The sequence below is a fragment of the Sphingobium sp. RSMS genome (assembly GCF_005406185.4).
GTDB lineage: Bacteria > Pseudomonadota > Alphaproteobacteria > Sphingomonadales > Sphingomonadaceae > Sphingobium > Sphingobium fuliginis.
The window spans coordinates 796,454-823,437 of the sequence record NZ_CM191257.1 but is presented as its reverse complement, the minus strand read 5'-3'; the positions used below and the strand labels follow the sequence as shown (position 1 = coordinate 823,437).

27 protein-coding genes are annotated in these 26,984 nt (G+C 64.1%); 15 read left to right on the top strand and 12 right to left on the bottom strand.

All coding sequences use genetic code 11. The features are described from left to right. Window positions 1-22: 22 nt before the first annotated feature. The 4 genes from EGM87_RS03810 to eno form a co-directional block, all read right to left on the bottom strand. Window positions 23-1,405 carry a pyruvate dehydrogenase complex E1 component subunit beta gene (locus tag EGM87_RS03810; protein ID WP_137709824.1) on the bottom strand — a complete coding sequence of 461 codons (1,383 nt, stop codon included), beginning with the start codon at window positions 1,403-1,405 and terminating at the stop codon, window positions 23-25. Then, complete coding sequence (gene pdhA / locus EGM87_RS03805) at window positions 1,405-2,481, bottom strand: pyruvate dehydrogenase (acetyl-transferring) E1 component subunit alpha (RefSeq protein ID WP_137709825.1); 1,077 nt, start codon at window positions 2,479-2,481, stop codon at window positions 1,405-1,407. The genes EGM87_RS03810 and pdhA overlap by 1 nt, the downstream gene beginning before the upstream one ends. 126 nt (window positions 2,482-2,607) lie before the next feature. After that, on the bottom strand, window positions 2,608-2,919 hold the full coding sequence (locus EGM87_RS03800) for an FtsB family cell division protein (protein WP_025549066.1): 312 nt from the start codon (window positions 2,917-2,919) through the stop codon (window positions 2,608-2,610). Window positions 2,920-2,996: 77 nt separating this feature from the next. Beyond that, on the bottom strand, window positions 2,997-4,271 hold the full coding sequence (gene eno / locus EGM87_RS03795) for a phosphopyruvate hydratase (protein ID WP_025549065.1): 1,275 nt from the start codon (window positions 4,269-4,271) through the stop codon (window positions 2,997-2,999). 223 nt (window positions 4,272-4,494) lie between these two features. Here eno and EGM87_RS03790 point away from each other — a divergent pair, with 223 nt between their 5' ends. The 5 genes from EGM87_RS03790 (at window position 4,495) to EGM87_RS03770 (ending at window position 6,755) form a co-directional block, all read left to right on the top strand. Further along, complete coding sequence (locus tag EGM87_RS03790; protein ID WP_044662022.1) at window positions 4,495-5,115, top strand: hypothetical protein; 621 nt, start codon at window positions 4,495-4,497, stop codon at window positions 5,113-5,115. A 98-nt stretch (window positions 5,116-5,213) separates the two neighbouring features. Next, window positions 5,214-5,528, top strand: coding sequence for a phage holin family protein (locus tag EGM87_RS03785; RefSeq protein ID WP_137709827.1), 315 nt, complete (start codon window positions 5,214-5,216; stop codon window positions 5,526-5,528). Next, window positions 5,525-5,848, top strand: coding sequence for a hypothetical protein (locus EGM87_RS03780; RefSeq protein ID WP_025549060.1), 324 nt, complete (start codon window positions 5,525-5,527; stop codon window positions 5,846-5,848). The genes EGM87_RS03785 and EGM87_RS03780 overlap by 4 nt, the downstream gene beginning before the upstream one ends. Then, window positions 5,841-6,428, top strand: a complete 588-nt coding sequence (locus tag EGM87_RS03775) for a DUF883 family protein (protein ID WP_048577007.1) — start codon at window positions 5,841-5,843, stop codon at window positions 6,426-6,428. Before EGM87_RS03780 ends, EGM87_RS03775 begins: the two co-directional genes overlap by 8 nt. A gap of 105 nt (window positions 6,429-6,533) precedes the next feature. After that, window positions 6,534-6,755 (top strand): DUF4170 domain-containing protein, encoded by a 222-nt coding sequence (locus EGM87_RS03770; RefSeq protein WP_025549059.1) that lies wholly within the window; start codon window positions 6,534-6,536, stop codon window positions 6,753-6,755. 19 nt (window positions 6,756-6,774) lie between these two features. On the opposite strand, the gene EGM87_RS03765 is transcribed toward EGM87_RS03770, so the two are convergent. The 6 genes from EGM87_RS03765 to carA form a co-directional block, all read right to left on the bottom strand. After that, complete coding sequence (locus EGM87_RS03765) at window positions 6,775-7,413, bottom strand: rhomboid family intramembrane serine protease (protein WP_037482410.1); 639 nt, start codon at window positions 7,411-7,413, stop codon at window positions 6,775-6,777. 28 nt (window positions 7,414-7,441) lie between these two features. After that, window positions 7,442-7,918: a transcription elongation factor GreA gene (gene greA, locus EGM87_RS03760; RefSeq protein WP_048577008.1), complete on the bottom strand. Its 477-nt coding sequence runs from the start codon at window positions 7,916-7,918 to the stop codon at window positions 7,442-7,444. A gap of 81 nt (window positions 7,919-7,999) precedes the next feature. After that, on the bottom strand, window positions 8,000-11,335 hold the full coding sequence (gene carB, locus EGM87_RS03755; protein WP_137709828.1) for a carbamoyl-phosphate synthase large subunit: 3,336 nt from the start codon (window positions 11,333-11,335) through the stop codon (window positions 8,000-8,002). Further along, a complete protein-coding gene (locus EGM87_RS03750; RefSeq protein ID WP_137709829.1) occupies window positions 11,335-11,946 on the bottom strand; it encodes a hypothetical protein in 612 nt (203 codons plus the stop codon). Before EGM87_RS03750 ends, carB begins: the two co-directional genes overlap by 1 nt. Continuing rightward, window positions 11,946-12,314, bottom strand: coding sequence for a ribonuclease E inhibitor RraB (locus EGM87_RS03745; RefSeq protein ID WP_137709830.1), 369 nt, complete (start codon window positions 12,312-12,314; stop codon window positions 11,946-11,948). Before EGM87_RS03745 ends, EGM87_RS03750 begins: the two co-directional genes overlap by 1 nt. Next, on the bottom strand, window positions 12,311-13,474 hold the full coding sequence (gene carA, locus EGM87_RS03740) for a glutamine-hydrolyzing carbamoyl-phosphate synthase small subunit (protein ID WP_137709831.1): 1,164 nt from the start codon (window positions 13,472-13,474) through the stop codon (window positions 12,311-12,313). The genes EGM87_RS03745 and carA overlap by 4 nt, the downstream gene beginning before the upstream one ends. A 153-nt stretch (window positions 13,475-13,627) precedes the next feature. Between carA and EGM87_RS03735 the strand changes: the two genes are divergently transcribed. The 8 genes from EGM87_RS03735 (at window position 13,628) to EGM87_RS03700 (ending at window position 21,834) form a co-directional block, all read left to right on the top strand. Further along, complete coding sequence (locus EGM87_RS03735; protein WP_025549052.1) at window positions 13,628-14,080, top strand: GatB/YqeY domain-containing protein; 453 nt, start codon at window positions 13,628-13,630, stop codon at window positions 14,078-14,080. A 69-nt stretch (window positions 14,081-14,149) separates the two neighbouring features. Beyond that, on the top strand, window positions 14,150-14,503 hold the full coding sequence (locus EGM87_RS03730; protein WP_253719137.1) for a GIY-YIG nuclease family protein: 354 nt from the start codon (window positions 14,150-14,152) through the stop codon (window positions 14,501-14,503). 2 nt (window positions 14,504-14,505) lie between these two features. Further along, on the top strand, window positions 14,506-16,407 hold the full coding sequence (gene dnaG, locus EGM87_RS03725) for a DNA primase (protein ID WP_137709832.1): 1,902 nt from the start codon (window positions 14,506-14,508) through the stop codon (window positions 16,405-16,407). A 45-nt stretch (window positions 16,408-16,452) separates the two neighbouring features. After that, the gene (rpoD, locus tag EGM87_RS03720) at window positions 16,453-18,498 is read left to right on the top strand and encodes an RNA polymerase sigma factor RpoD (protein ID WP_025549049.1); all 2,046 of its coding nucleotides are present in this window, start codon (window positions 16,453-16,455) and stop codon (window positions 18,496-18,498) included. A gap of 156 nt (window positions 18,499-18,654) precedes the next feature. Next, window positions 18,655-19,353 carry a DUF6975 family protein gene (locus EGM87_RS03715; protein ID WP_061934698.1) on the top strand — a complete coding sequence of 233 codons (699 nt, stop codon included), beginning with the start codon at window positions 18,655-18,657 and terminating at the stop codon, window positions 19,351-19,353. 66 nt (window positions 19,354-19,419) lie between these two features. Then, window positions 19,420-20,265, top strand: a complete 846-nt coding sequence (locus EGM87_RS03710) for an AAA family ATPase (protein WP_044662013.1) — start codon at window positions 19,420-19,422, stop codon at window positions 20,263-20,265. 38 nt (window positions 20,266-20,303) lie between these two features. Then, window positions 20,304-20,717 (top strand): GFA family protein, encoded by a 414-nt coding sequence (locus EGM87_RS03705; RefSeq protein WP_025549045.1) that lies wholly within the window; start codon window positions 20,304-20,306, stop codon window positions 20,715-20,717. Between the two features lie 94 nt (window positions 20,718-20,811). Next, complete coding sequence (locus EGM87_RS03700; RefSeq protein ID WP_137709833.1) at window positions 20,812-21,834, top strand: hypothetical protein; 1,023 nt, start codon at window positions 20,812-20,814, stop codon at window positions 21,832-21,834. A gap of 9 nt (window positions 21,835-21,843) precedes the next feature. Here the strand turns inward: EGM87_RS03700 and EGM87_RS03695 are convergent, their stop codons facing one another. Next, window positions 21,844-23,208, bottom strand: a complete 1,365-nt coding sequence (locus EGM87_RS03695) for a methyl-accepting chemotaxis protein (RefSeq protein ID WP_171010032.1) — start codon at window positions 23,206-23,208, stop codon at window positions 21,844-21,846. 138 nt (window positions 23,209-23,346) lie between these two features. Between EGM87_RS03695 and EGM87_RS03690 the strand changes: the two genes are divergently transcribed. Then, window positions 23,347-24,522 (top strand): vWA domain-containing protein, encoded by a 1,176-nt coding sequence (locus EGM87_RS03690; RefSeq protein ID WP_025549040.1) that lies wholly within the window; start codon window positions 23,347-23,349, stop codon window positions 24,520-24,522. A 57-nt stretch (window positions 24,523-24,579) separates the two neighbouring features. On the opposite strand, the gene EGM87_RS03685 is transcribed toward EGM87_RS03690, so the two are convergent. Continuing rightward, window positions 24,580-25,668: an anhydro-N-acetylmuramic acid kinase gene (locus tag EGM87_RS03685; protein ID WP_137709835.1), complete on the bottom strand. Its 1,089-nt coding sequence runs from the start codon at window positions 25,666-25,668 to the stop codon at window positions 24,580-24,582. A 53-nt stretch (window positions 25,669-25,721) separates the two neighbouring features. Here EGM87_RS03685 and tyrS point away from each other — a divergent pair, with 53 nt between their 5' ends. After that, window positions 25,722-26,939, top strand: a complete 1,218-nt coding sequence (tyrS, locus tag EGM87_RS03680) for a tyrosine--tRNA ligase (RefSeq protein ID WP_099185818.1) — start codon at window positions 25,722-25,724, stop codon at window positions 26,937-26,939. The last annotated feature ends 45 nt before the right edge of the window (window positions 26,940-26,984 follow it).

Here is a 26,984-nt window from a genome sequence, read left to right as displayed (position 1 = left end):
CGTGCCGCTCCCCATCCCCATTTCACCGATAACAAACCTTCTTCGCCGCAGCGACAACCCGCGCCGCATCGATAAGCGCCGCCTTTTCCAGATTCGCCGCATAGGGCAGCGGCACATCCTCGTTAGTCACGCGCAGCACAGGGGCGTCCAGATCGTCGAAACCCTGTTCCATCACCACCGCCGCGATTTCAGACGCGATCGAGCAGACCGGCCAGCCCTCTTCCACCACCACCAGGCGATTGGTCTTCTTCAGGCTCTCCAGCACCGTCGCGGTATCGAGCGGGCGTAGCGTGCGCAGGTCGATGACCTCCGCATCGATGCCTTCGCCGGCCAAAGCCTCCGCCGCTTCCAGCGCCACGCCAACGCCGATGGAGTAGCTGACCAGCGTCACATCCTTGCCTTCGCGGACGATGCGCGCCTTGCCGATGGGGAGGACATAATCGTCCACCTTGGGCACGTCGAAGCTGCGGCCATAGACCAGTTCGTTCTCAAGGAACACGACCGGATCGTCCGAACGGATCGCCGCCTTGAGCAGGCCCTTGGCGTCGGCCGAGTCATAGGGCGCGATGACGATGAGCCCGGGAACCGACGCATACCAGGGACCGTAATTCTGGCTATGCTGCGCGGCGACGCGGCTGGCCGCGCCATTGGGACCGCGGAACACGATCGGACAGCGCATCTGGCCGCCGGACATGTAATTGGTCTTGGCGGCCGAATTGATGATATGGTCGATCGCCTGCATCGCGAAGTTGAAGGTCATGAACTCGACGATCGGCTTCAATCCGCCCATCGCCGCGCCCGCGCCTATGCCGGCAAAGCCATATTCGGTGATCGGCGTATCGATGACGCGCCTGTCGCCAAATTCCTCCAGCAGGCCCTGGGTGACCTTATAGGCGCCCTGATATTCGGCCACCTCTTCACCCATGACGAAGACGCGCTCGTCCCGCCGCATTTCCTCGGCCATGGCGTCGCGCAGCGCTTCGCGAACGGTGGTCTTGATATATTCGGTACCCTCGGGCAACGCCGGGTCCTTGACGGTCGCCTTCGCCTCGGTCGCAAGCTTCGACGTGCCGCTTTCGGCCTTCCTGGGCGCCGGAGCGGCTTCGGGCGCGGCGGGAGGCGCACTTTCGGCGGCCTTCGGCGCCTGTGCGGCCTCGCCTGCCCCATCTGCCGCCATCGTGGCGATGACGGTGCCGACCTTCACGCCTTCAGTCCCCTCGGCCACCATGATCTGGCCGATCTTGCCTTCATCGACGGCTTCGAATTCTATCGTCGCCTTGTCGGTCTCGATCTCGGCCAATATGTCGCCCGAGCGGACCTCGTCCCCTTCCTTCACCAGCCACTTCGCCAACGTGCCTTCCTCCATCGTCGGGGAAAGCGCCGGCATCTTGATTTCGATACCCATTAATATTGCTCCACCAGCACGTCGGTATAAAGGTCGTGCAGTTCCGGTTCGGGAGAGGTTTCAGCGAAATCCGCCGCGTCGCTGACGATCTTGCGGATGTCCTGGTCGATCTTCTTGAGTTCGTCCTCGACGACGCCCATGTCGGCCAGATATTTCTTGACGCCTTCGATCGGGTCGGACTTTTCGCGCATCGACTGCACTTCCTCGCGCGACCGGTATTTGGCCGGATCGGACATGGAATGGCCGCGATAGCGATAGGTCTTCATTTCCAGCAGGATCGGACCGTTGCCCGCCTGCACCCATTTCAGCGCCTCTTCCGTCGCGCCGCGCACCGCCAGCACGTCCATACCGTTCACCTGGATGCCGGGAATGCGGAAGCTTTCGCCGCGCCGGTAAAGCTGGTCTTCCGCCGAGGAGCGGTTGACGCTGGTGCCCATGGCATATTGGTTGTTCTCGATCACGAAGATGATCGGCAGCTTCCACAGCTCGGCCATGTTGAAGCTTTCGTAGACCTGGCCCTGATTGGCCGCGCCGTCTCCGAAATAGGCGACGCAGACGCCGCCGTCATTATTATACTTGTGCGCGAAGCCGAGACCGGCGCCAAGCGACACCTGGGCGCCGACGATACCGTGGCCGCCGTAGAATTTATGCTCGACGCTGAACATGTGCATCGAACCGCCCTTGCCGCGCGAAATGCCCGCTTCGCGGCCGGTCAGTTCAGCCATGATGACGTTGGGATCGATGCCATAGGCCAGCATGTGGCCATGGTCGCGATAGCCGGTGATGACGCTGTCCTTGCCGGGCTGGAGCGCCGACTGGATGCCGACGGCGACCGCTTCCTGCCCGATATAGAGGTGGCAGAAGCCGCCGATCAGGCCCAGGCCGTAAAGCTGGCCGGCCTTTTCCTCGAAACGGCGGATCAGGACCATCTGCCGGTAGAATTCCAGCAGCTCTTCCTTGGTGGCCTTATAATCTTTGGGAGTGTCGGGGCGAGGCCGGTTATGGTCCGCGCCGGCGGCGGGTGCAGCCGCCTTTGCCTTTGCGCGTGAAGGACGCGGCGTCGTTGGTTTCGCCAAGGCTCTTATCCTTTTGCGTGGGTGAGGATGGAAGGAAGGCCGGTATAGCGGCAGTCCGCCCCCAAATGCAACGCGGCATGGGGCACAGGAACGCGGCAAAAGCGATCGGCCAGCCGTCGAGAAAGGTCAGTTCAGCGGGACGATCACTTCATCATGATGGACGACGCCCAGCTCCCGCCGGATCAGTTCATCGGAAAGATCGGGATCGACGCGCCGGGGATCGAGCAGGTCCACCCGGTTCTTCAACTCCTGCCGGCTGGCCTGAACCTGCTTCAGTTCAGACTGGGCATGATGGAGCTGCCGCTTGTAATCGCCCCATGCCAGAACCCCGTTGGAGCCCAGCACCACATAGCCTGCGAAGAAGAGAAGAAGAAGCACCGCAATCGCCGGACCGAAGGCCGAAAAAAGCAACATGCGGAGTTTCGCGATATGCGCCATGGACCAGTTGAATCACAGGGACGGGCCGGCCGCAAGCAAAATTTACTGCGCTTGCGACCGGATGTCGAAAATTTGATTTAGCGGAAAATCGAACGCCCGGCGTAAAGCGCGACGTCGCCCAGTTCTTCTTCGATCCGGATGAGCTGGTTATACTTGGCGAGCCGGTCCGAACGGGCGAGCGAACCGGTCTTGATCTGGCCGCAATTGGTGGCGACGGCCAGATCGGCGATCGTCGCGTCCTCGGTCTCGCCCGAACGGTGCGACATGACGGCGGTGTAGCGCGCCCGATGGGCCATGTCGACGGCCGCCAGCGTTTCGGTGAGCGAACCGATCTGGTTCACCTTTACCAGCAGCGAATTGGCGAGGCCCTTGCCGATGCCCATTTCCAGACGCCTGGGATTGGTCACGAAAAGGTCGTCGCCCACCAGCTGGACCTTGCCCCCGATCTTGTCGGTCAGCGCCTTCCAGCCCTCGAAATCATCCTCGCTCATGCCGTCCTCGATCGACTTGATCGGATAGTCGGCGCACAGGGCCGCGAGATAATCGGCCATTTCGACCGGGCTGAGCGACAGGCCTTCGCCCGAAATCTCGTACTTGCCGTTCCTGAAGAATTCGGTCGCCGCGCAGTCCAGCGCCAGCACGACGTCATCGCCCGGCTTGTAGCCCGCTTTCTCCACCGACAGCATGATGAAGTCGAGCGCGTCGCGGGTCGAGGCAATGTTCGGCGCGAAACCGCCCTCGTCACCGACCGAGGTCGCCAGACCCTTGTCGTGCAGGCCCTTCTTCAGCGTATGGAAGATTTCCGAACCGATCCGCACGGCGTCGGCAATGCTCTCCGCGCCGACCGGCATGATCATGAATTCCTGGAAGTCGATCGGATTGTCGGCATGTTCGCCGCCGTTGATGATGTTCATCATCGGCACCGGCAGCACATGCGCATTGACGCCGCCGACATAGCGATAGAGCGGCAGGCCGCGCGCATCGGCGGCCGCCTTCGCCACCGCCAGGCTGACGCCCAGGATCGCGTTGGCGCCCAGGTTCGACTTGTTCTCCGTCCCGTCGAGCGCGATCATCGCAGCATCGACCTCTGCCTGATCCTCGGCATCCAGGCCGATGATCTGCTCGGCAATCTGGTCATTGACGGCGGCGACGGCGGCGAGCACGCCCTTGCCCAGATATTTGGCGGCGTCCCCATCCCGCTTTTCCACCGCTTCATAGGCGCCGGTCGAAGCGCCCGAAGGCACGGCGGCGCGGCCGAAGCTGCCATCCTCCAGCATCACGTCGACTTCGACGGTCGGATTGCCGCGGCTGTCCAGAATCTGGCGGGCATGAATATCGAGAATGGCTGTCATGGTCGCTCCTTGGAGTGGCTCTGGGGACTGGCTCTGGTCGCTTTTCGCGCCCCGCTTAGCCACCGCCTCCCCGCTTGGCAATGCAGGGGCTTGCAAGGACTCGAAAAATGCCGATGCTCAAAATAGTAACGGCAACGGAACTGTGGGCGGTGGCGAAGCATTAGAGGCAGAGCCGCCCGCCCGCACAGCGATTCCACCGTATTTCAAAGGGAGACTTAGGACGATGGCCGACACCCCGGAAACCCCGCCCGCCAAGCGCGCCAGAAAGGCCAGCCCCGCCAAGGCGCCCAAGGCCAAGCCGGCCAAGGCCGCCCTGTCCGGCACGCTGGTGAAGGCGGCGCCCGTCAAGACCGCCACCACGCGCAAGGCCGCCGCGCCCAAGACGCCGGGCAACGGCGCCGCCGCCCATGGCTGGACCGCGCAAATCGCGCCGATCAAGGCGCAAGCGGAAAAGGCTGCGAAGGCCGCCGCCGACAAGCTGAACGCCGTCGATTGGAAAGCGCATATCGACCCGCTCAAGGACCAGGCGTCCAAGACCGCAAAATCCGCCGCGGGCGTCGCCAAGGACAAGACCGGATCGGCCATGCAGAGTCTGGCGAAGCTGATCTCCGACACGGCGGGCACCGTCGATGCGAAGCTTGGCCCGCAATATGGCGACTATGCGCGCCAGGCAGCCGAATCGGTGGCCGGCGCCGCGAAGACGCTGGACAGCAAGGATGTCGACCAGTTGATGACCGAAGCGCGGGATTTCGTGCGCAAGAGCCCGGCCGTGGCCATCGGCGCTGCGGCGGTGGTCGGCTTCGTGCTGATGCGTCTTGCCAAGGGTTCGGACGAAGACGCCTGATCGCGTCCTTGCCCATTGACGGACGACAGGGCCCCGGCGCCGGGGCGGAGGATATTTTGACTCAAGAGCCCCTGCAGACCGAGGCACAGGAAGAGTCCGTGCGGGACGTCTTCACACGCCTGTACAGCGACGGGCGGGCCTATGCGGAAGCGGAAGTCGAACGGCAGAAGCTGCGCGCCGGCATCGTCGGCGCGGGGATCCGCGATGCGCTGATCTTCGCGACGGCGGGCATCATGCTTGTCTTCGCGGCGATCGTCGCCGGGTTGGTGGGCATCATATTGGCGTTGTCGCCGCTTGTCGGGCCCGGCTGGGCGACAGGCGCGGTATTCGGCGGCGCGCTGGTCATCGCGCTGCTGCTGCTGCTGGTCGCGAAGGGCCGCATCGACCGGATGAAGAAGGCGGTGAAGCCATGAAGCGCGAAGAAGCCTATCGCGATGCGGTGGCGCGGGCGGATGCGCGCAAGGCCGCGCTCATCTCCAGCGCCCTCGCCGCCAGGGCGCGCCTCACCCCCGCCCGGCTCAAGCAGGACGCGAAGGACAAGGCAACGGAAACGCTGATGGACGGCGCCGCCTATGCGGCTGCCAAGGTCCAGCAACGGCCGGCCGCCACGGCCGCGGCGACGGGCGCGCTCGCGCTCTATTTGCTGCGCCGTCCGCTCGGGGCACTTTTCCGGCAGATATACGTTCGGATAAGCAACCGCACAGAAGAGATTTCGGAGACTGACGATGGCTGACATCCGCACGCAACTCACCCGCGCCCGCGAAGCTGCGAACGACATTGCCGGGACCGCGTCCGGCAAGTTCCGCGATACGGCGGATCGCGCGAGGGAAAGCGCCGGCGACCTGATCCAGACGAGCCGTGAAAAGGCGGGCGATGCCTATGCGGACGCGCGCGACCGGTCGCAACGGATCGCGGCCCGCGCCAATGAAATCGTTCAGGAACACCCCATCGCCGCCGTCGCGGGCGCCGTCGCGGCGGGTGCCGTCATCGCATGGATGTTCCCCAAGAGCCGCGCGGCCATGAAGGCCCTGCCCGGCCTTGCCAGCAGTGCGGGCGCCAAGGTGCTGGAAGCGGCGCTCGCCGCCAGGGCCGTGGCGGCGGAAAATGCGGAAAGCCTGCGGTCGAACGCTGGCGAGGCGCTGCACAATGCGGCCGAGGGGACGAGGGAAGCGGCGGCATCGGCCCGCGACAGCGTGGCGTCCGCCGATCTCGGTGCGAAGGCGTCCCGCCTTGCCGACGATGTGGCTGCGCTGGTCGCCGCGAAGGTCGACGCGCTGAGCGAAGCGGTGAAGGCCCGATTGCCAAAAACGTAATCGCGCCGCCGCCAAAAGCATGCTGATCCGGCCGCCTGCCCCCTTGGACGGGTGCGGGCGGCCTGCTACGCTATGGGTTCACCGAGCAGGAGAACATAAGATACCATGAGCAAGCTGCACCTTGTAATGGGCGGTCGCGTCAAAAATCCTCAAACGCTGGAATTCGAAGATCTGAGTTCGATCGAGCTGGTCGGCGTCTATCCCGATTACAGCAGTGCCGAAAATGCCTGGCGCGGCGCTGCTCAGCGGACGGTCGACGATGCGGAGATGCGCTATGTGATCGTGCACCTGCACCGGCTGCTGGAACCCGATCTGCCCAGCGGCTGAAGAGCAGGAAAGCCGGGCGTCAGGAAAGGGGCTGGGGACGCTTGCGGAAACGCCAGCGCAGCAAAGGGCGCGTCAGCACCAGCCCCACCAGAAAGCCGCCGATATGCGCGGCAACAGCAATCTGCCCCAGGTCGCCCAGTCCCTGCGCCGTGGCGAAACCGATCATGAGCTGAAGCACGATCCAGCTTGCCGCCAGCCAGAGCAGACGAACCAGATTGGCCGACACCGGTCCAACCCGCCGGACCTTCTGCTGGCTGTAGAGCAGCGCATAGGTCGCGATGACCGCCGATATGGCCCCGCTGGCGCCGACCATGGGATTGGTGGAATGCGGATCGATCGCCCATTGCAGCGCCGTCGCGCCATAGGCTCCGGCAATGTAGAGCAGCAGCGTCGCGCCCTTGTCCAGCACATGCTCCACCTGTCGCCCGCAGAAGACGAACATGAACAGGTTGAAGCCGACATGCAGCCAGTTGGCATGGACCAGCGTGCAACTGATCGGCGTCAGCCACACCGGAACGGCCGCCATGCCGGCCAGCAGGGCGCCATCCTCCACCCGTGCGGGGATGAAGCCGGCCATGATCGCGGCATTATCGACCTGCCCCGTCAGGTAAAGCAGCAGGAAGGCGACGAAGGTGATCGCCGCAATCCCGTTCGTCATGCGACCGGCAGGCAGTTTCACGGATGGATCAGATAAAATCGATCTTGTCGACCAGGTAGAATTTGTCGCCCGATGGCACCGACACCTCGACCTCCTCGCCGATCTGGCGCCCGATCAGCGCGCGGCCCAGGGGGCTGTTATAGCTGATCATGCCAAGCTTGGCGTCAGCTTCGGCCTGACCCACGATCTGGTACTTGACCGGCTTGTCGTCCTCATCGAGCAGGGTGACGGTCGCGCCGAACACGACCTTGTCGCCCGAAAGCGTCTTGGGATCGATGATCTGGGCACGGGACAGCTTGTCTTCCAGATCGGCAATGGTGGCTTCAACCTGGCCCTGACGCTCCTTGGCGGCGTGATATTCGGCATTTTCCGACAGATCGCCGTGCGCGCGGGCTTCTTCGATGGCGTCCACGATCAACGGCCGCTCGGCCTTCAACTCGCGGAGCTGCTCGTTGAGCTTGTCATAGCCCATCTGCAGCATCGGCATCTTCTCGACGGTCGCCATTCTTGCAAATCCTTCGTCAAAACTTCCCTTTGGCGGCCCCGACCTTGGGGCCACCCGCAGCGTGCTTCCTTGTGCAGGGGATCAGGCTTGCGACACAGGATAATAGGACTGGAGCGAACGCACTTCAAGGGCATGCCCCCGAAGAGCCTCGATCGCATTCGCCGCCGCGACGCTGGCCGCCGCCGTGGTGAAGCTGGCGACCTTGGCGCGCAGCGCGCTGGTGCGGATCGCCTTGCTGTCCTTGAGCGACTGCCAGCCCTCCGTCGTGTTGAAGATCAGGTCGACGTCCCCGTCGGTGATCCTGTCGACGATATGCGGACGCCCTTCGGCCACCTTGTTGACCGGCTGGACGGCGATGCCCTGCTCCTCCAGATAGCGGGCCGTGCCGCCCGTGGCGATGATGGCGAAGCCCAGCGCCGCCATCTTCTGCACGGCGGGCAGGATCACCGGCTTGTCGCTGTCCTTGACCGAGACGAACACCGTGCCGCCCTTGGGCAGGATGGTCCCCGCGCCCAGCTGCGCCTTGGCGAAGGCCGTGGCGAAATCGCTGTCGATGCCCATGACTTCGCCGGTGCTCTTCATTTCCGGCGAGAGCACCGGATCGACGCCGGGGAAGCGGGCGAAGGGGAAGACGGCTTCCTTGACCGCGATATGATCGATGGCGTTCCGGTCTATCTTCGGCAGGTCCTTGAGCTTCTCGCCCGCCATGACGCGGCTGGCGATCTTGGCGATCGGCGTGCCGATGGCCTTGGCGACGAAGGGCACCGTCCGGCTGGCGCGGGGATTGACCTCGATCAGATAGACGACGCCGTCCTTGACCGCGAACTGGATGTTCATCAGGCCGCGGACCGACAGCGCGCGGGCGAGGACATCGGCCTGACGCTCGATCTCCGCGATGATGTCGTCCGACAGGCTGTAGGGCGGCAGGGAGCAGGCGGAGTCGCCGGAATGGACGCCCGCCTCCTCGATATGCTGGAGCACGCCGGCGACCACCACATCGTCGCCGTCGCAGAGCGCGTCCACATCCACCTCGACCGCGTCGCGCAGATACTGGTCGATCAGCACCGGTGAGTCGCCCGACACCTGAACGGCGGTGGCGATATATTCCTCCAGCTGCGCCTGACCGTCGACGATCTCCATGGCGCGGCCGCCAAGGACATAGGAGGGGCGCATCAGCACCGGATAGCCGATGCGGTTGGCGACGGCGATCGCCTCCTCGCGGCTGCGCGCGATGCCGTTGGCGGGCTGCTTCAGTTTCAGCCTGTCGATCAGCGCGGCGAACCGCTCGCGGTCCTCCGCCAGGTCGATGGCGTCGGGCGACGTGCCCAGGATCGGCACGCCCGCATTTTCCAGCGCCTGCGCCAGCTTGAGCGGCGTCTGCCCGCCGAACTGGACGATCACGCCGGCCAGCGTTCCGTTCGACATCTCGACGCTCAGGATTTCCAGCACGTCCTCCGCCGTCAGCGGCTCGAAATAGAGACGGTCCGACGTGTCATAGTCGGTCGACACCGTTTCCGGGTTGCAGTTGACCATGATCGTCTCATAACCCGCCTCCGCCAGCGCGAAGCAGGCATGGACGCAGCAATAGTCGAACTCGATGCCCTGCCCGATGCGGTTGGGACCGCCGCCCAGGATCACGACCTTCTTCCTGTCGCTGGGCTGCGCCTCATTCTCCGCATCGCCGAAGATCGGCGCTTCGTAGGTCGAGTACATATAAGGCGTCTTCGCCTCGAACTCGGCGGCGCAGGTGTCGATGCGCTTGAACACGGGGCGCACGCCCAGCCTGTGGCGCAGCGCGCGCACTTCATCCTCGGTGACGCCGCCGGTCATGGCCTTGACCGCCTCGTGGATCAGGCCCGACCCGCGCGCGATGCCCCGCTCCATGCCGCGCAGATTGGCCGATTTGAGCGCAAGATAGGCAAGGCGCTTGTCGGAAAAGCCCATCGACTTCAGCCGGCGCATGCCGTCCGCATCCTGCGGCAGGCCGTTGTTCAGAATTTCCGCTTCGGCGTCGATGATCTCCTTGATCCGCTCCAGGAACCAGGGGTCGAACTTCGCGATATTGTGGATTTCAGCGACGGTGAGGCCCTCGCGCAGGGCCTGCGCGGCGACCAGCAGGCGGTCGGGCGTCGGCTGGGCGAGCGCGGCGATGATGTCGTCCTTGGGCGCGCCGACGAGATGGTCGACCTCATTGAAGCCGCAAAGCCCGGTTTCCAGGCCCCGCAGCGCCTTCTGCATCGATTCATGGATGTTGCGGCCGATCGCCATCACCTCGCCCACCGACTTCATCGCGGTGCCGAGCAGCGGTTCGGACCCCTTGAACTTCTCGAAGGCGAAGCGCGGGATCTTGGTCACGACATAGTCGATGGTCGGCTCGAACGACGCCGGGGTGGCGCCGGTGATGTCGTTCTCGATCTCATCCAGCGTGTAGCCGACGGCGAGCTTCGCCGCGACCTTCGCGATGGGGAAGCCCGTCGCCTTAGAAGCCAGCGCGGACGAGCGGGAAACGCGCGGGTTCATTTCGATGACGATCAGACGGCCATCCTTCGGATTGACTGCGAACTGCACGTTCGAACCGCCTGTTTCTACGCCGATTTCACGCAGCACCGCGATGCTCGCGTTGCGCATGATCTGATATTCCTTGTCGGTCAGCGTCAGCGCGGGCGCGACGGTGATGGAATCGCCGGTATGGACCCCCATCGGATCAACATTCTCGATCGAGCAGATGATGATGGCATTGTCGTTCCGGTCCCGGACGACCTCCATCTCATATTCCTTCCAGCCGAGCAGCGATTCCTCGATCAGCACCTCGGTGGTGGGCGAAGCGTCGAGGCCTGCGGCCACGATCTGCTTGAACTCGTCCTTGTTATAGGCAACGCCGCCGCCAGTGCCGCCGAGCGTGAAGCTGGGACGGATAATCGAAGGAAGCCCGGTGAATTCAAGGGCTTCCAGCGCTTCTTCCATAGTATGTGCGATGCGCGAGCGGGCGGATTCCAGCCCGATCTTGTCCATCGCGTCGCGGAATTTCAGGCGGTCCTCCGCCTTGTCGATGGCGGCCGCATCCGCGCCGATCATCTTGACGCCGAACTTCTCCAGCGTGCCGTCGTTGAAGAGAGCGAGCGCCGTGTTGAGCGCCGTCTGCCCGCCCATGGTCGGCAACACCGCGTCGGGGCGTTCCTTCTCGATGATCTTCGCCACGATTTCGGGCGCGATCGGCTCGACATAGGTCGCGTCGGCGAATTCCGGATCGGTCATGATGGTGGCCGGGTTGGAATTCACCAGAATGATGCGATAGCCCTCTTCCTTGAGCGCCTTCACCGCCTGCGTGCCCGAATAGTCGAACTCGCAAGCCTGGCCGATGATGATCGGGCCAGCGCCGATGATGAGGATGGAGGAGATGTCGGTGCGTTTGGGCATTAGTGAGCAACCGTTTGAAAGAGGGCAATAATCGAGACAAAAAGGGAGGCTACGCCAGCTAAGTTATTTGCTCGGCCTATCAATTCCCAGATAATGTCAACGGGTGGATCAGGAGCATCGGCAAGTGCTTTAGCTGCAACTATATAAGCGCGAGCCATCGCCTTTTCGCTATTTCCTGCTCCCAAGACATCCAACTCCAATTCGGCTTTCGCTAGGAGATTGGACAATTCAACTTTTGCAGTCTCATCTAGAGTCTGCCGTATGGGCAGACCCGTCCACTTAGCGCTATCGACCGTGCCGGACGATGCAGCGTCTGCGTTATTGTTCAACGCCTTCCGAATTTCGTCGAGATCAACAAAATCAGTTTCGACCTTCCTCGCGCCTGCGGCAGAAATACGAAAACCCCACCCGTCGTAGCCGTTGAGAACCTTGGAAATATCGCGGAAATATGATCCTTCCCAATCGTCTGCGATCCGATCGATCCAGTTCGATCTGGGATTAAAGCCATACTTTTCGATCAGTTCACCGGCGGTATGGTACGAATTCCCTGTCGTTTCCGTCTCCAGATAAAGGGCGGCGAGAAAACGCTCTGCAAAGTCATCATAATCCATCAATGCACGCCCCCCGTCCGGGCCTCGCAACCCCAGCCGTCATATTCGACGCCGCAAAGGATTTCGATCTGGAGGCACTTTTTAGTCAGGGCGCGGATCGACTGTTCATCGACGGGCTGCTTGCATTCGAGGAAGAGGAACAGGTCGCCATCCTCATCCTCTTCGCGGTCCAGTTCCACAAAGCCGAACTGGCTCGCAATGGTCAGGACGCGTTCGAAATCCTTCTCGCCGCCCTTGAAGCTGACGTCCACGGGCCGCGCGATGCGCGCCACGTCGCCATTCCGCGCGAGATTGGCGAGGACGGCCTTGTCCGCCTCCCACTCTGCTGCGAGGCGGGCTTCGTCAACCGGGGGCAGGTTGAGGCTCACTTAAGCTCCTCAACGAACCGCTGGAACAGATAGAAGCTGTCCTGCGGGCCGGGCGAGGCTTCGGGGTGATACTGGACCGAAAAGGCCTTTTTGTCCGTCAGTTCGATGCCGCAATTGCTGCCGTCGAAGAGCGACACATGGGTCGGCTTCACATTGGCGGGCAGCGTATCGGCGTCGACCGCGAAGCCGTGGTTCATCGAGGTGATCTCGACCAGACCGTCGGACAGGCGCTTGACCGGATGGTTGGCGCCGCGATGGCCCTGATGCATCTTGATCGTCTTCGCGCCCGCCGCCAGCGCCAGCATCTGGTGGCCAAGGCAGATGCCGAAGACCGGCTTGTCCGCGTCCAGCAGCTTCCGGATCACCGGCACGGCATATTCGCCGGTCGCGGCGGGGTCGCCCGGGCCGTTGGAAAGGAACACGCCGTCGGGATTATGCTCCATCACCTGCTCATAGCTGGCGGTGGCGGGCAGCACGGTGACGCGGGCGCCGGCCTTCACCAGATTGCGGAAGATATTGTTCTTCGCGCCATAATCGATCGCGACGACATGGGGCCGCTCTTCACCCGCTTCATCGAGGCCGTAGCCGAAGCCCAGCTTCCACACGCCGTCCTTCCAGAGGCGGCTTTCCTTGGCGGAGACTTCGATGGCAAGGTCCATGCCCTCCAGGCCCGGCCAGGCCGCAGCCCTGGCGGCCAGCGCCTCGATGTCGAACCGCCCCTCCGGATCGTGCGCGATCACGACATTGGGCGCGCCCTTGACCCGGATCAGCCTGGTCAGCGCGCGGGTGTCGACGCCAGCCAAGCCGATGCGGCCATTTTCCTTCATCCACTGGTCGAAGGGCTCGACATTGCGGAAGTTGCTGGGTTCCGTCACGTCCTGCCGCACGACGCAGCCCAGCGCGTGGGGCAGCTCCGCCTCCACATCGTCCAGGTTCGTGCCGACATTGCCGATATGCGGGAAGGTGAAGGTGACGATCTGCCCCGCATAGCTGGGGTCGGTCATCACTTCCTGATAGCCGGTCATGGCCGTGTTGAAGCACAGTTCGCCCACCGCATCGCCGACAGCGCCGAAGCCGCGCCCGAAGACGGCGGAGCCATCGGCGAAAACCAATACCCCTGTCGCTCCTTTGGGCACAATGAGGGTTTTGGCGTCAGCCATGGTCGTATCGTCCTTTATGCTTTTGCGGGAACCCGTCTGAAGCGGGTTAAACGGCCGGTCACCTATGCGCGAGAGGCCGCGGGGTCAACTCCTGTTAAAAATCTCTTTTGGCGTTATATCTGGACCTTTCCGGAAGAGACAGGATTCATTCGCATGATTCGCGACGAGATCAAAAGCGCCCAAATCGCCGCCATGAAGGCGGGAGAGAAGGATCGGCTGGCCGCCGTGCGCCTGATCCTGGCGAAGCTGAAGGATCGCGACATAGAACTGCGCACCGCATCCAGCGTGCCGGATGACGACACGGTCGTGGTCGAGGTGCTCCAGAAGATGGCGAAGCAGCGCCGCGAATCCATCGACATGTTCAGGAGCGGCGGCCGCGACGAACTGGCCGCGAAGGAACAGGCCGAACTGGACGTGATCGACAGCTTCCTGCCGCAACAGCTCAGCGAGGACGAGACGAAGGCCGCCATAGAGGCGATCAAGGCGGAAGTGGGCGCGGCGAGCGTCAAGGACATGGGCAAGGTCATGGCCGTGCTGAAGGAACGGCACGGATCGGTGATCGACATGAGCAAGGCCAGCGGGCTGGTGAAGGCGGCGCTTTCCTGAGGCAATATCTTCGCAATCTTCCTGCATCCGGCGCGCCCTCGACATTGATGGACGTTCCGGCATAATCGCATGATGGCGTTCTGGACCTATATGCTGCGATGCTCGGATGGGCGCTATCATACGGGTCGCACCGATGACCTCCACCATAGGATTGGACGGCAGCGGGCGGGACAGGGCAGCCAATTCTCACGCGGGCGCTTGCCGCTCACGCTGGTCTGGAGCGAAGCCTTTTCTTCCCGAATTGAAGCCTTGGAAGCGGAACGGATCGTCGGCGGCTGGTCGCGTGCCAAAAAGGAGGCAATGATCGCGGGCAATTGGTCCTTGGTTTCCCTGCTCGCCCGGCCGCCGCGTGAGCGTTTCCCGACTTCGCTCGAAACGAACGGAGTTCTGGCCGATGCGTTCAAGCCTGCGGATTTGAGCTGAGCATGAGCCTGTCCCCCGCCTTCCTCGACGAATTGCGCGCGCGCACCTCCCTTTCCACCCTGATCGGGCGGACGGTGAAGGTGCAGAAGGCAGGCCGCGAATATAAGGCCTGCTGCCCCTTCCATAATGAGAAGACGCCCAGCTTCACGATAAACGACGAAAAGGGCTTCTATCACTGCTTCGGCTGCGGCGCGCATGGCGACGCAATCCGGTGGATGACCGATCATCGTGGCCTTCCCTTCATGGAAGCGGTGAAGGAACTGGCGCAGGCGGCGGGCATGGACGTTCCCGCCCCCGATCCGCGCGCGGCGAAACGGGCGGAACAGGCCAGGGGCCTGCATGACGTCATGGCCGCCGCGCAGGGCTTTTTCGAGGAGCAGCTTGGCGGAATTGAGGGCGCGGAGGCGAGAGCCTATCTCCAGCAGCGCGGCATCGCCGCGGGAACGGCCAGGACCTTCGGCTTCGGCTTCTCGCCTGACGGCCGGGGGCGGCTCAAGACAGCGCTCAAGGAATTTGGCGAGCCGCTGCTGATCGAGGCGGGATTGCTCATCGACCCGGATGGCGCCGAGCCGGATGGCGGAAATGCCAGAAAGCGCGACAGCTATGATCGCTTCCGGGGCCGGCTGATGTTGCCGATCCGGGACATCAGAGGCCGGGTGATCGCTTTTGGCGGGCGCATATTGGGCGCGGGCGAGCCCAAATATCTGAACTCCCCCGACACGCCGCTCTTCGACAAGGGGCGGACGCTCTACAATATCGACCGGGCCTCCCCCGCCAGCCGGCAGACGGGCCGGATCATCGTCGTGGAGGGCTATATGGACGTGATCGCCCTCGCCCAGGCCGGCTTTGAAGAATCGGTGGCGCCCCTGGGCACGGCGCTTACGGAACATCAGATCGAGCGCCTGTGGAAGATGGCCGATGTGCCGATCCTCTGTTTCGACGGCGATTCGGCGGGGCAGAAGGCCGCGATCCGGGCAGCGACCCGGGCCCTGCTCCTGCTCCGACCGGGCATGAGCCTGGCCTTTGCGACTCTGCCGGCCGGGCAGGATCCGGACGACCTCATCCGCGCGGAGGGGCCTGCGGCGATGGAAGCGGTGCTGGGCGCCGCCGAACCGCTGGTCGAGCGCCTTTGGAAATATGAACAGGCGGCCGCGCCGCTGGATACGCCGGAGCAGCGCGCCGCGCTCAAGCAGCGCCTGTCCGCGATCACCGACGCCATCGCCCATCCCGACGTGCGGGCGCATTATGTCCACGCCTTTCGGGAACGCTATGACGCGCTGTTCTTCGCGCGGGCGGCATTCCAGCCCCGTCATCAGCGCGGCGGGGGCAGCGCCCGCTCCGGCTGGCAGCGCGACCGGCGCGGCAATTGGAAGCCCCCCCTGCCCCCCGCAGGAAGCGAGGCAAGGGCGATCGGCGCAAGCGGCATGGAGCAACGGCTTTTGCGCGCCGTCCTCGCCAGCCTGCTTCGGCATCCCGATCAGATTGCGCTGCATCGCGAGATGCTTATCGGGCTTCGCATCGCCGACACCGTGCTGGCGGAACTGCTGAAGGCGATGATCGCGGCCTCGTTCAGCAAAGAAACAGTTGAAACCGGTGGCCTCCTTACCATATTGGGGCAAGGTGAAGTGTATAATATGGCGAAGGGAATGCTTCGGGCCGACACGTTCACATTCACCCCCCATGGAAGCAAGGCCGACTCGGATCGCGTGCGGCGCGATCTGGACGAGGCCATTCGGGTGATGGCGCAGGGACCGGAGCTGGAGGCGGCGTTGGCTGAAGCCACCCGGCGGGCGAGAGACGACCTCAACGAGGACAGCTTTGCCGAACAGCAAAGGGTCCGCAAGTTGAAGCTGGATCATGATCGCCGCCTGGCGGAACTGGCGCAGTCCGAAGATATTATATGATATGGATCGTCCCTTTCACGGGGGCGGCGGAATTAAGGCGAATAAATGGCGAGCAAGGCGAACAGCAAGGGTGCGGGCGAGGATACGGATACCGGCGATGCACCGCTGCTGGATCTGAACGAGGCGTCGGTCAAGAAGCTGATCGCCCGCGCGAAGAAGCGCGGCTACATCACCTATGACGAGCTGAACGATGCGCTGCCGCAGGACCAGATGTCCTCCGAGCAGATCGAGGACATCATGTCCGCGCTCAACGAAATGGGCGTGAACATCGTCGAGAATGAGGAAGCCAGCGAAGACGGCGAGGATCAGCGCGACGACGGCGACGACGACAGCGCCGACGACAGCGCCGACGACGACGGCTCGCCGCGTCCCGTTACCGAGAAGAAGAAGGAAACGGTCGACCGCACCGACGACCCCGTGCGCATGTACCTGCGCGAGATGGGGGCCGTGGAACTGCTCAGCCGCGAGGGCGAGATCGCCATCGCCAAGCGGATCGAGGCGGGCCGCGACACGATGATCCTGGGGCTGTGCGAAAGCCCGACCACCTTCAACGCGATCATCGAATGGTCGACCGCGCTCAACAATGGCGAGATGCAGCTGCGCGAGATCCTGGATCTCGACGCGATGCTGTCCAAGGATCCCGCTCCGGAAAATCTGGAGGAAGGCGCCGAGGACGACGATGGCGAGATCAGCGAGAAGACTGCCGGACCCAGCTTCAAGGAAGAGGAGGAACCGGAGGAGGAATCAGCCGATTCCGACGAGGATGAGGACGGCCTGACGGAGCGGCGCGCCCGCCGGATGGAGGAGGAGGAAGAGGAGGACAACACCCTCTCCCTCGCCCAGATGGAAGAAACGCTGAAGCCGATGGCGCTGGAGAAATTCGCGACCATCACGGAGATTTTCCGCACCTTCTCCAAGGCGCAGGAATCGCGCATGGCCGCCATGGCCAATGGCGAGACGCTGAGCCAGAAGGCGGAGGACGACTATCAGGAACTGCGCGAGCAGCTCACCGCCGAAGTCGAAAGCGTCCAGTTCCACCAGCAGAAGATCGAATATCTGGTCGACCAGCTTTACGCCTATAACCGGCGCCTGACCGCGCTGGGCGGGCAGATGCTGCGCCTGGCCGAACGGCACAAGGTGAGCCGCAAGGATTTCCTCGACCGCTATGTCAATCATGAGCTGGACGATGGCTGGCTCGACAAGGTGTCCGGTCTGGACAAGAAATGGGCCGCCTTCGCCGCAGCCGAGGGGCGCGCGGTCGAGCGCATCCGCCTTGAGGTGAGCGAGATCGCGCAGGCGACCGGCATGTCGCTGTCCGAATTCCGCCGCATCGTCAACATGGTGCAGAAGGGCGAGCGCGAGGCGCGCATCGCGAAGAAGGAAATGGTCGAGGCGAACCTGCGCCTCGTCATCTCCATCGCTAAAAAATATACGAACCGCGGCCTGCAATTCCTTGATCTTATTCAGGAAGGCAATATCGGCCTGATGAAGGCGGTCGACAAGTTCGAATATCGGCGCGGCTACAAGTTCAGCACCTACGCGACCTGGTGGATCAGGCAGGCGATCACCCGCTCCATCGCGGATCAGGCGCGGACCATCCGCATCCCGGTCCACATGATCGAGACGATTAACAAGCTGGTCCGCACCAGCCGCCAGTTCCTGCACGAACAGGGCCGCGAACCGACTCCGGAGGAGATGGCCGAGCGGCTGTCCATGCCGCTGGAGAAGGTGCGCAAGGTGATGAAGATCGCCAAGGAGCCGATCTCCCTCGAAACGCCGATCGGCGACGAGGAGGATTCGCATCTGGGCGATTTCATCGAGGACAAGAATGCGATCATCCCGGTGGACGCCGCGATCCAGGCGAACCTCAAGGAAACCGTCACCCGCGTGCTTGCCTCGCTGACCCCGCGCGAGGAGCGCGTGCTGCGCATGCGCTTCGGCATCGGCATGAACACCGACCATACGCTGGAGGAGGTCGGCCAGCAGTTCAGCGTGACCCGCGAACGAATCCGCCAGATCGAGGCGAAGGCGCTGCGCAAGCTCAAGCACCCCAGCCGCAGCCGCAAGATGCGCAGCTTCCTCGACCAATAGCGGCGCCTCGGCAGACCGAGGCGGCAACGCGGCGGAATGATCCAAAAGGGCGGCTTCGGGCCGCCCTTTTTTACTGGCGTAAACTCCTCTTTTACCTCGACTCTCTAGGGTCGCCTGCACGAGGCCGCGCCAGCAGCGGGGCTTTAGGGGAAGACGATGAGCGAAGCAGCACCGCGCTATCAATTTGGCGATGTATCGCAGATCCTGGACGCCGTGGTCGCCGCCGACGGCACGGCCGGGCATGGCTATGCCAGTGGCGCGCGGGCCAGCTTCGGCCCCAATGCCACGCTGTCGCTGCCCGATCTGGCCGATGCCGCCTATTATCTTTGCCTTCTGCATGGCCGCCACCCCGGCGTGATCGACCATGCCGCCACGCGGTCGGCGGACAATGCGGCGCGCGCCTGGCTGATCCAGGCGGCCGACGCCTTCGCGCGGGAACGGGCCTATCTGACCCAGGTGACGGTCGCGGTCGGCCCCGCCCCTAGCACGGCGGGGCAGAGCGATTGCGAAACCGTCGTCAGCCAGCAGCGCCACGCCCTCGACATGCTGGCCCAGTCGGACCGGCGCGGCTGCGCCATGGGGGCGGCCATCGCGCTGGTGCTCGACTGGCGGGCCGTGCGGCATGTGCTGGACATCGCCGCGATTCGCGTCGGGCTGGAACCCCATGTCTGCGACCTTCCGGACCGCGCGGCGACGCTGGAGGTCGCCAGGGAAATCGGCGGCGACGATGCCATCGACCGCGCCATCCTGTTCGGAACGCGCCAGCTGCTGAACCAGCATCGCGGGCTATGGGACGTCCTTCAGGCCCGCGCGAAGATCCGCGCCGGCAAGGACCAGGCCGCAAACCGCGCATAAAGGCTTTGCGCTCCTCTCCTGCTTTGCCATAGTTGGCCCGATACAGGCAGGATGAGAAGCAGGAACATGCGGTTTGAAGGCACGCGGGATTATGTCGCCACCGATGATCTGAAGGTCGCCGTCAACGCCGCGGTGCTGCTTCGCCGTCCGCTGCTGGTGAAGGGGGAGCCGGGCACCGGCAAGACCGTGCTGGCGCAGGAAATCGCCAAGGCGCTGGACGCTCCGCTGATCGAATGGAACGTCAAGTCGACGACCAAGGCGCATCAGGGACTTTATGAATATGACGCCGTCGCCCGGCTGCGCGACGGTCAGCTGGGCGATCCGCGCGTTCACGACATCGGCAATTACATCCGCAAGGGCAAGCTGTGGGAGGCATTCACCTCCCCCACCCTGCCGGTCCTGCTGATCGATGAGATCGACAAGGCCGACATAGAATTCCCCAACGACCTGTTGCAGGAACTCGATCGCATGGCCTTCCATGTCTATGAAACGGGGGAGACCGTGGCGGCGAAGGAACGGCCCGTGGTCGTCATCACCTCCAATAACGAGAAGGAACTGCCCGACGCCTTCCTGCGCCGCTGCTTCTTCCACTATATCAAATTTCCCGACCGGGAGACGATGCAGGCCATCATCGACGTGCATTTCCCCGGCATCCAGAAGATATTGGTCAACCGCGCTCTCGAAATATTCTACGAAATCCGGGAGGTGCCCGGCCTCAAGAAGAAGCCGTCCACCAGCGAACTGCTCGACTGGCTGAAGCTGATCCTGGCGGAGGACATGCCGCTCGACATATTGCAGGACCGCGATCCCACCAAGGCGATCCCGCCGCTGCACGGCGCGCTGCTCAAGAATGAGCAGGACATCATGATGTTCGAACGGCTCGCCTTCATGGCCCGGCGGCAGGGGCGATAGGGACCACTCCACTCCCGCTCAACGAAAGGCCGCGAACCATGACTCATCAAGCCGGATGCCTGTGCGGACAGGTGCGGATCAGCATCGATGCGGAACCTCTGGCGGCGCGCATGTGCTGGTGCCGGCTCTGCCAATATCTGGGCGGCGGATCGGGCACGGTGAATGTCTGCTTCCCTTCCGACAAGCTGACGGTCACCGGCGACCTGCGCTGGCACCACAGCGTAGCCGACAGCGGCAATGCGATGCGGCGCGGCTTCTGTCCCGAATGCGGCACGCCGCTGTTCAGCCTGGCCGAATCGCGTCCGCACCTGACATTCGTCCGCGCCGGAGCGCTTGACGATCCCGATCTTCTGGCCCCTCAGGCCGTCATCTGGACCGACGCGGCGCCCGCCTGGGCGCATCTGGACCCTGATCTGCCCCATTATCCCGCACAAATGCCCCCCGTAAGCTAAAAGGCCGCTTGCGCTGCCGGTGCATTTCGGCTCAACTTTCCTCCTGACATTCAAAGCCGCGAAAAGACGGCCATGAATTTAGGGAAGGATGCCAATGCCCAAGCGTGCGTTGTCCCTTTTATCGGCGGTGCTGGCCTTGTCAGCGCCTGCGTTCGCGCGCGCGGCCGAGGAACGGGAAGCCTGGACACCCACCGCCACCGCCCTGCGCGCCGACGCCGCAGGGATCGGCATGCCGCAAAGCGTGGCCGGCCTGTCGCTCGCCAAGAGCGGGGAGGTTTCCAACGGCGGCAAGGGCATCGACAATTACGCGCAATATCTGTCCGACGACGGCGCGGTCCAGGCGACGCTCTATGTCTATCTGCCCAGCTATGCCGACGCCTCGCTCGCCGCCTATATGACGGACAAGGCCGTGACGGAGCGTTTCGGAGCAAGGACGCGCCGCACCGCTTATTCCAGCGTCGCGGTGGCGGGACATGCCAATGGCGCCATCCGCGCCGTCTATGACGATGCCGCCGACGGCGCGCTCACCACGGCTGCGGCTTTCCTGCACGCCGGGCGATGGCTGGTGAAGCTCCGCGTCACCGGGCCGACGGAACGGCGGAAGGAAGTGCTGGCCGGGCTGGACGGCATGCTGGCGGGTCTTCAGTTCGATGATGCATCCTCGATCCATGCGACCAGGCCCGCTCGACTGGCCGCCTGCCCCGCCAATGAAGGCGGCGACGCCCGCCTCACCGCGCAAACCACGTCCGCGCCCGCCGATATTTCCCTGCCGCGCGAAGGGCAGGAACCGCTCTGCATAAGGGGCAAGGTCGACACCGCCGAGGGCAGCTACGACATTCTCCAGCAGGCCGGCGCCGCAAATGGCGCGATCATCGTGCCGGTGGACGACGCAGGCACCATGGTCGCGTTCGATCCCGCGAAGGACGGCTATCGGCTCTCCATACATTCCGTGGGTCAGACCGACCTCTACGGCGTCTATGACAAGGTGCCGAGCGCCCGCCAGATCGCCCAGATCCTGGACGGAAAGGACCCTCAGACGGCCCAGGCCGGCGCGACCGCCGACTATGCCGCCAATGGCGAGGTGACGGTGCGGACGGCTGGCGTGAAGCTGCGCTGAGAGGAACGATCAGATCAGATAGCCGACCTCATAAAGCCCCCAGCGCCGTCCGCTGAACATCAGCGGCACGAACACGCTGCGCAACGCCCGATAACGCCCCTCGCCCAGATCCTGGCGGTAGGTGAACAGGAAGAAGTCCCCATCGCCGTCCAGCGCGCGGCGGGTCTGGCTGTCCATGAATATCTGCCGGTTGCGGGCATGTTCCATGTTCCAGCGCGTCTGGCCGGGCCGCTGGGGCTGGCTGCGCGCGCTGATATGCGTCGGCAGATAGCCGTTCATGTCGATCAGGCAGCAGCCGACGATGGCGCTGTCCTGCGCGGTCCGCCGGTCGAGCAAGGGCTGCACGCAGCGGTCGGCAAAGGCGGTGAAGCCATTTTCATATTGCGTCGGGTCGGAACCGGGCAGCGGCCGGTAGGCGGTATCGAACAGGCTGCCCATGTCCAGTTCCCCCTCCGCCAGAGCCTGCTCGATCAGCGCCTGCATCTCCTCCGCGCCTTCTTCGGCGAGGGCGATATAGCGGCTGTTGCGCGTGACATGGCCGCTATGCGCCGCCCGGTTGAGCATGGCGTTCGCCATCCCCTCCAGCCCTTCCAGGTGGCCGCGCGCGGTTTCGACGCGGGTCGCGCTTTCTGTCGCCGACTGGCTGAAACGGGCAAGTCCCTGACGCAGGGCCGCGACGTCGCCATCGGCCTCGTCCGTGCAGGTGACGATCGTTTCAGACCGATCCCCGAACTGCGTCACCAGCGAAGCGATCTCGGCCATGCTGACCCGCAGCGTATCGATATGCGAACCGACTTCGCGGCCGCGCAGGATATTGGCCTCCACCCCGCCGATCAGTTGCCGGGCGTCGCGGTCCAGCTGGCCCAGCTTGTCGCCCACGGACGCGGCGGACTCGCCCGCCTGCCCGGCCAGCCGCCGGATCTCGTCCGCCACCACGGCAAAGCCCTGCGTCGCCTCGCCGCCGCGGGCCGCCTCGATCGCTGCGTTCACGCCCAGAAGGTGGGTCTGGCGGGCGATCGCGCCCAGTTGCCCCGAAATGTCGCCGACCGTCTCGATGACGTCCAGGAACTGACGCAGATGCCCTTCCAGTCCGGTCACATTCTCGATCAGTTCCGTGATCTGGCCCAGGGAACGTCCGATCGCCTCATGCCCCTGCGCGATGATCTGCCCCGCCCGACGCGCCGTAAGGCTGAGTTCCTGCGCCGCGAGCACGCTTTCATTCTGGCTGACCGCCAGCGCCTCCATCGTCGACTGCAATTCCCCCAGATGCGCCGAATCCGCCTGGATGCGGCGGGTCAGTTCCCCCAGGAAACCCGCCGTTTCGCTGCATTGCAATGCGATGTCGCCCGATCTTTCCCCCAGGTCGGTCAACAAATCCCCGTTTTCCAATGATCGCCGCCCTATTCCGCCCGATATGGATACTGCCTTGTTAACGATGCATTGCAACACTTAACATTCCGACAACGCCCCGCGCTTGCATGATCGGGCAAGCTGGCGGACAAGGGGGCCGTCATGATGCTCAACTTTCTCGACGCGCTGCGCGCTGCCGGCATTCCCGCCGGCATAAAGGAACATCTGCTGCTGCTGGAGGCGCTGGACCGGGACGTCATCGGGCAGCGGCCCGAGGATTTCTATTATCTCGCCCGCGCCACCTATGTGAAGGATGAAGGGCTGATCGATCGCTTCGACCAGGTGTTCGCCCGCGTCTTCAAGGGCGTGCTGGGCAGCGAAGGGGTCGAAGCGGACATTCCCGAGGAATGGCTGCGGCTGGTGGCGGAGAAATTCCTCAGTCCGCAGGAGATGGAGAAGATCAGGTCGCTGGGAAGCTGGGACGAGATCATGGAGACGCTGAAGAAGCGGCTGGAGGAGCAGAAGGGGCGTCATCAGGGCGGCAATAAATGGATCGGCACCGGCGGCACCTCGCCCTTCGGCCATGGCGGCTATAATCCCGAAGGCGTGCGGATCGGCGGCGAGAGCCGGCACAAGCGCGCCATCAAGGTGTGGGAAAAGCGCGAATTCGCCAATCTGGACAATCAGAAGGAACTGGGCACCCGCAACATCAAGGTCGCGCTGCGGCGGCTGCGCCGCTTCGCGCGGGAGGGGGCGGCGGACGAGCTGGACCTGGACGAAACGATCCGGGGAACCGCGCGGCAGGGCTGGCTCGACATCCGCATGCGGCCGGAGCGGCACAATGCGGTGAAGCTGCTCCTGTTCCTGGACGTGGGCGGATCGATGGACCCGTTCATCACGCTTTGCGAGGAGCTGTTCTCGGCTGCGACGAGCGAATTCAAGAATATGGAATTCTTCTACTTCCACAACTGCCTCTACGAAGGGGTGTGGAAGGACAACCGCCGCCGCTTTTCGGAGCGGACGCCGACCTGGGACATCCTCCACAAATATGGGCATGACTATAAGGTGATCTTCGTCGGGGACGCGGCGATGAGCCCCTATGAGATCAGCCATCCCGGCGGCTCGGTCGAACATATGAACGAGGAACCGGGCGCGACCTGGCTGAGCCGCGTGCTGCACACCTATCCGGCCGCCGTGTGGCTGAACCCCGCGCAGGAAGCGCATTGGGGCTATAGCCAGTCGACCAGGATGATCCGCGAAATCATGAATGGCCGCATGTATCCCCTGACGATCGAGGGGATTGACGACGCCATGCGGGAACTGACGCGCAAGCGGTGAACCCGGGCCGATCAGCGACGTCCCCATTCCGCAGGCGGGAGGGGGGTCAGGGAAATGTCATGCCGGTTCGAAGAGCACGCCCCCCGTCATCGGCCGCGGCGCGCCGGTCGTGCCGGGGAAACTGATCGGCAGGCCCTTCATATGGCGGACAGCCATATAGGCGAAACCCTGCGCCTCCAGGGCGTCCCCGTCCCATCCGAGGTCGTCCACCGGTCGGACCTCCGCGCCGGTATAATCGCCCAGCATGCGCATCAGCGTCGCATTGTGGCGCCCGCCACCCGCGACATAGATGCGCTTGGGCCGCTCCGCGAGATGCCCGAGCCCGCGCGAGACCGCCGCGGCGGAAAAGGCCGTCAGCGTCGCGGCGCCATCCGCCAGCGGCAGCCCGCGCACGGCATCGATGGTGAAGGCCTCGCGGTCTATGCTCTTGGGCGGAGGGACGGCGAACCACGGATCGGCCAGCATGTGCGCCAGCCGATCTTCATCCACCCGGCCGCCGGCCGCCGTCGCGCCGTTCTCATCGAAGCTCCGGTCGCCATGGCTCTGCATCCAATTGTCGATGAGGCCGCTCGCCATGCCGGTATCGAAGGCGACGATTTCCCCGTCGGCGGCGACGGCGGTGATGTTGGCGACCCCGCCCAGGTTCAGCACCGCAACGGGTTTCGGCAGATCATGGGCCAGGGCGCGGTGATAGACGGGGAGCAGCGGAGCGCCCTGTCCGCCCGCCGCGACATCGGCGCTGCGCAGGTCCGCGACGACGGGAATGCCGAAGGCCCCCGCCAGGGCGGCGCCGTCCCCGATCTGCCAGGTCCAGCGCCATTCGGGGCGATGCGCCACGGTATGGCCGTGGAAGCCGATGACGGCGACGTCCTGCGTGACATGGCCGCTGCGGGCCAGCAGGTCCGACACCGCCTCGACATGAAGCTCGGTCAGTTCTTCCTCGACCGCGTGGATGAGCGGTTCGAACCCCGGCCTGTCCATCGCCATGGCGCGCCCGCAGGCTTCGGCCAGGCGCAGGCGGAACCCCTCGCCATAGGGCATGGCATGGAAAGCGATGCCCTTGCTGGCGCCCTCGCCATCGGTCTCGATCAGCGCGGCGTCTATGCCGTCGCGGGATGTGCCCGACATCAGGCCTATTGCGAGCATCGAATGATCCTGCCTCTTTTACGTTATTCCTCTCAATGCTACAGGGCCGCGCCATGAGCAACTACCAGTCCGATCTGCTCCGCCTGCTCGAAGCGCGCGGCTATATCCACCAGTTGACCGATGCGGAGGGTCTGGACGCCCTGGCCGCCAGGCAGGTCGTGCCGGGCTATATCGGCTTCGATCCCACGGCGCCCTCGCTGCATGTGGGCCATCTGGTGTCGATCATGATGCTGCGCCAGTTGCAGAAGGCCGGGCACAAGCCCATCGTCCTGATGGGCGGCGGCACCGGCAAGATCGGCGATCCCAGCTTCAAGGACGAAGCGCGCAAGCTGCTGACCACCGACGCCATCGCGCAGAATGTCGGCAGCATCAAACGCGTGTTCGAACGGTTCCTGACATTCGGCGACGGACCGACCGACGCGATCATGGTCGACAATGCGGATTGGCTGGACCGGCTGGAATATATCCCTTTCCTGCGCGACATCGGCCAGCATTTCTCGGTCAACCGGATGCTGAGCTTCGATTCGGTGAAGCTGCGGCTGGACCGGGAACAGTCGCTGAGCTTCCTGGAATTCAACTATATGATCCTCCAGGCCTATGACTTTCTGGAACTGTCGCGCCGTTCTGCCTGCCGGTTGCAGATGGGCGGATCGGACCAGTGGGGCAATATCGTCAACGGCGTCGAACTGGCGCGCCGGGTGGACGGCACGCAGGTGTTCGGGCTGACGACCCCGCTGCTCACCAATGCCGACGGCACCAAGATGGGCAAGACCGTGGGCGGCGCGGTGTGGCTCAACGAGGACCAGCTTTCCAGCTATGATTACTGGCAGTTCTGGCGCAACACGGCCGATGCCGACGTCGCCAGCCGGCTGCGGCTGTTCACCGACCTGCCGATGGACGAGGTGGAGCGGCTGGCCGCCCTGCAGGGCGCGGAGATCAACGAGGCGAAGAAGATCCTGGCGAACGAGGCGACGGCGCTCTGCCGCGGCGCAGATGCCGCCGCCGCCGCCGCGGAGACGGCCCGCCGGACTTTCGAGGAGGGCGCCTCCGATGCCAATCTGCCGACTGTCAGCCTTGGCGCGGACGGGCTGAACATCGTGCAGGGCACCGCCGCGCTGGGCTTTGCCGCCTCCAACAAGGAAGTGCGGCGGAAGCTGGCGGAAGGCGCCATCCGCGTCAATGGAGAGGTGGTGAACGACCCCGCCCTGCCCCTGAAGGCGGGGGACAAGGTCAGCTTCGGCGCGAAGAAGCACGGGCTGGTAACCGCCTGAAATCGAAAGAGCGTGCAGCGCGCCTTAACCATGGAAGGTAAGGAA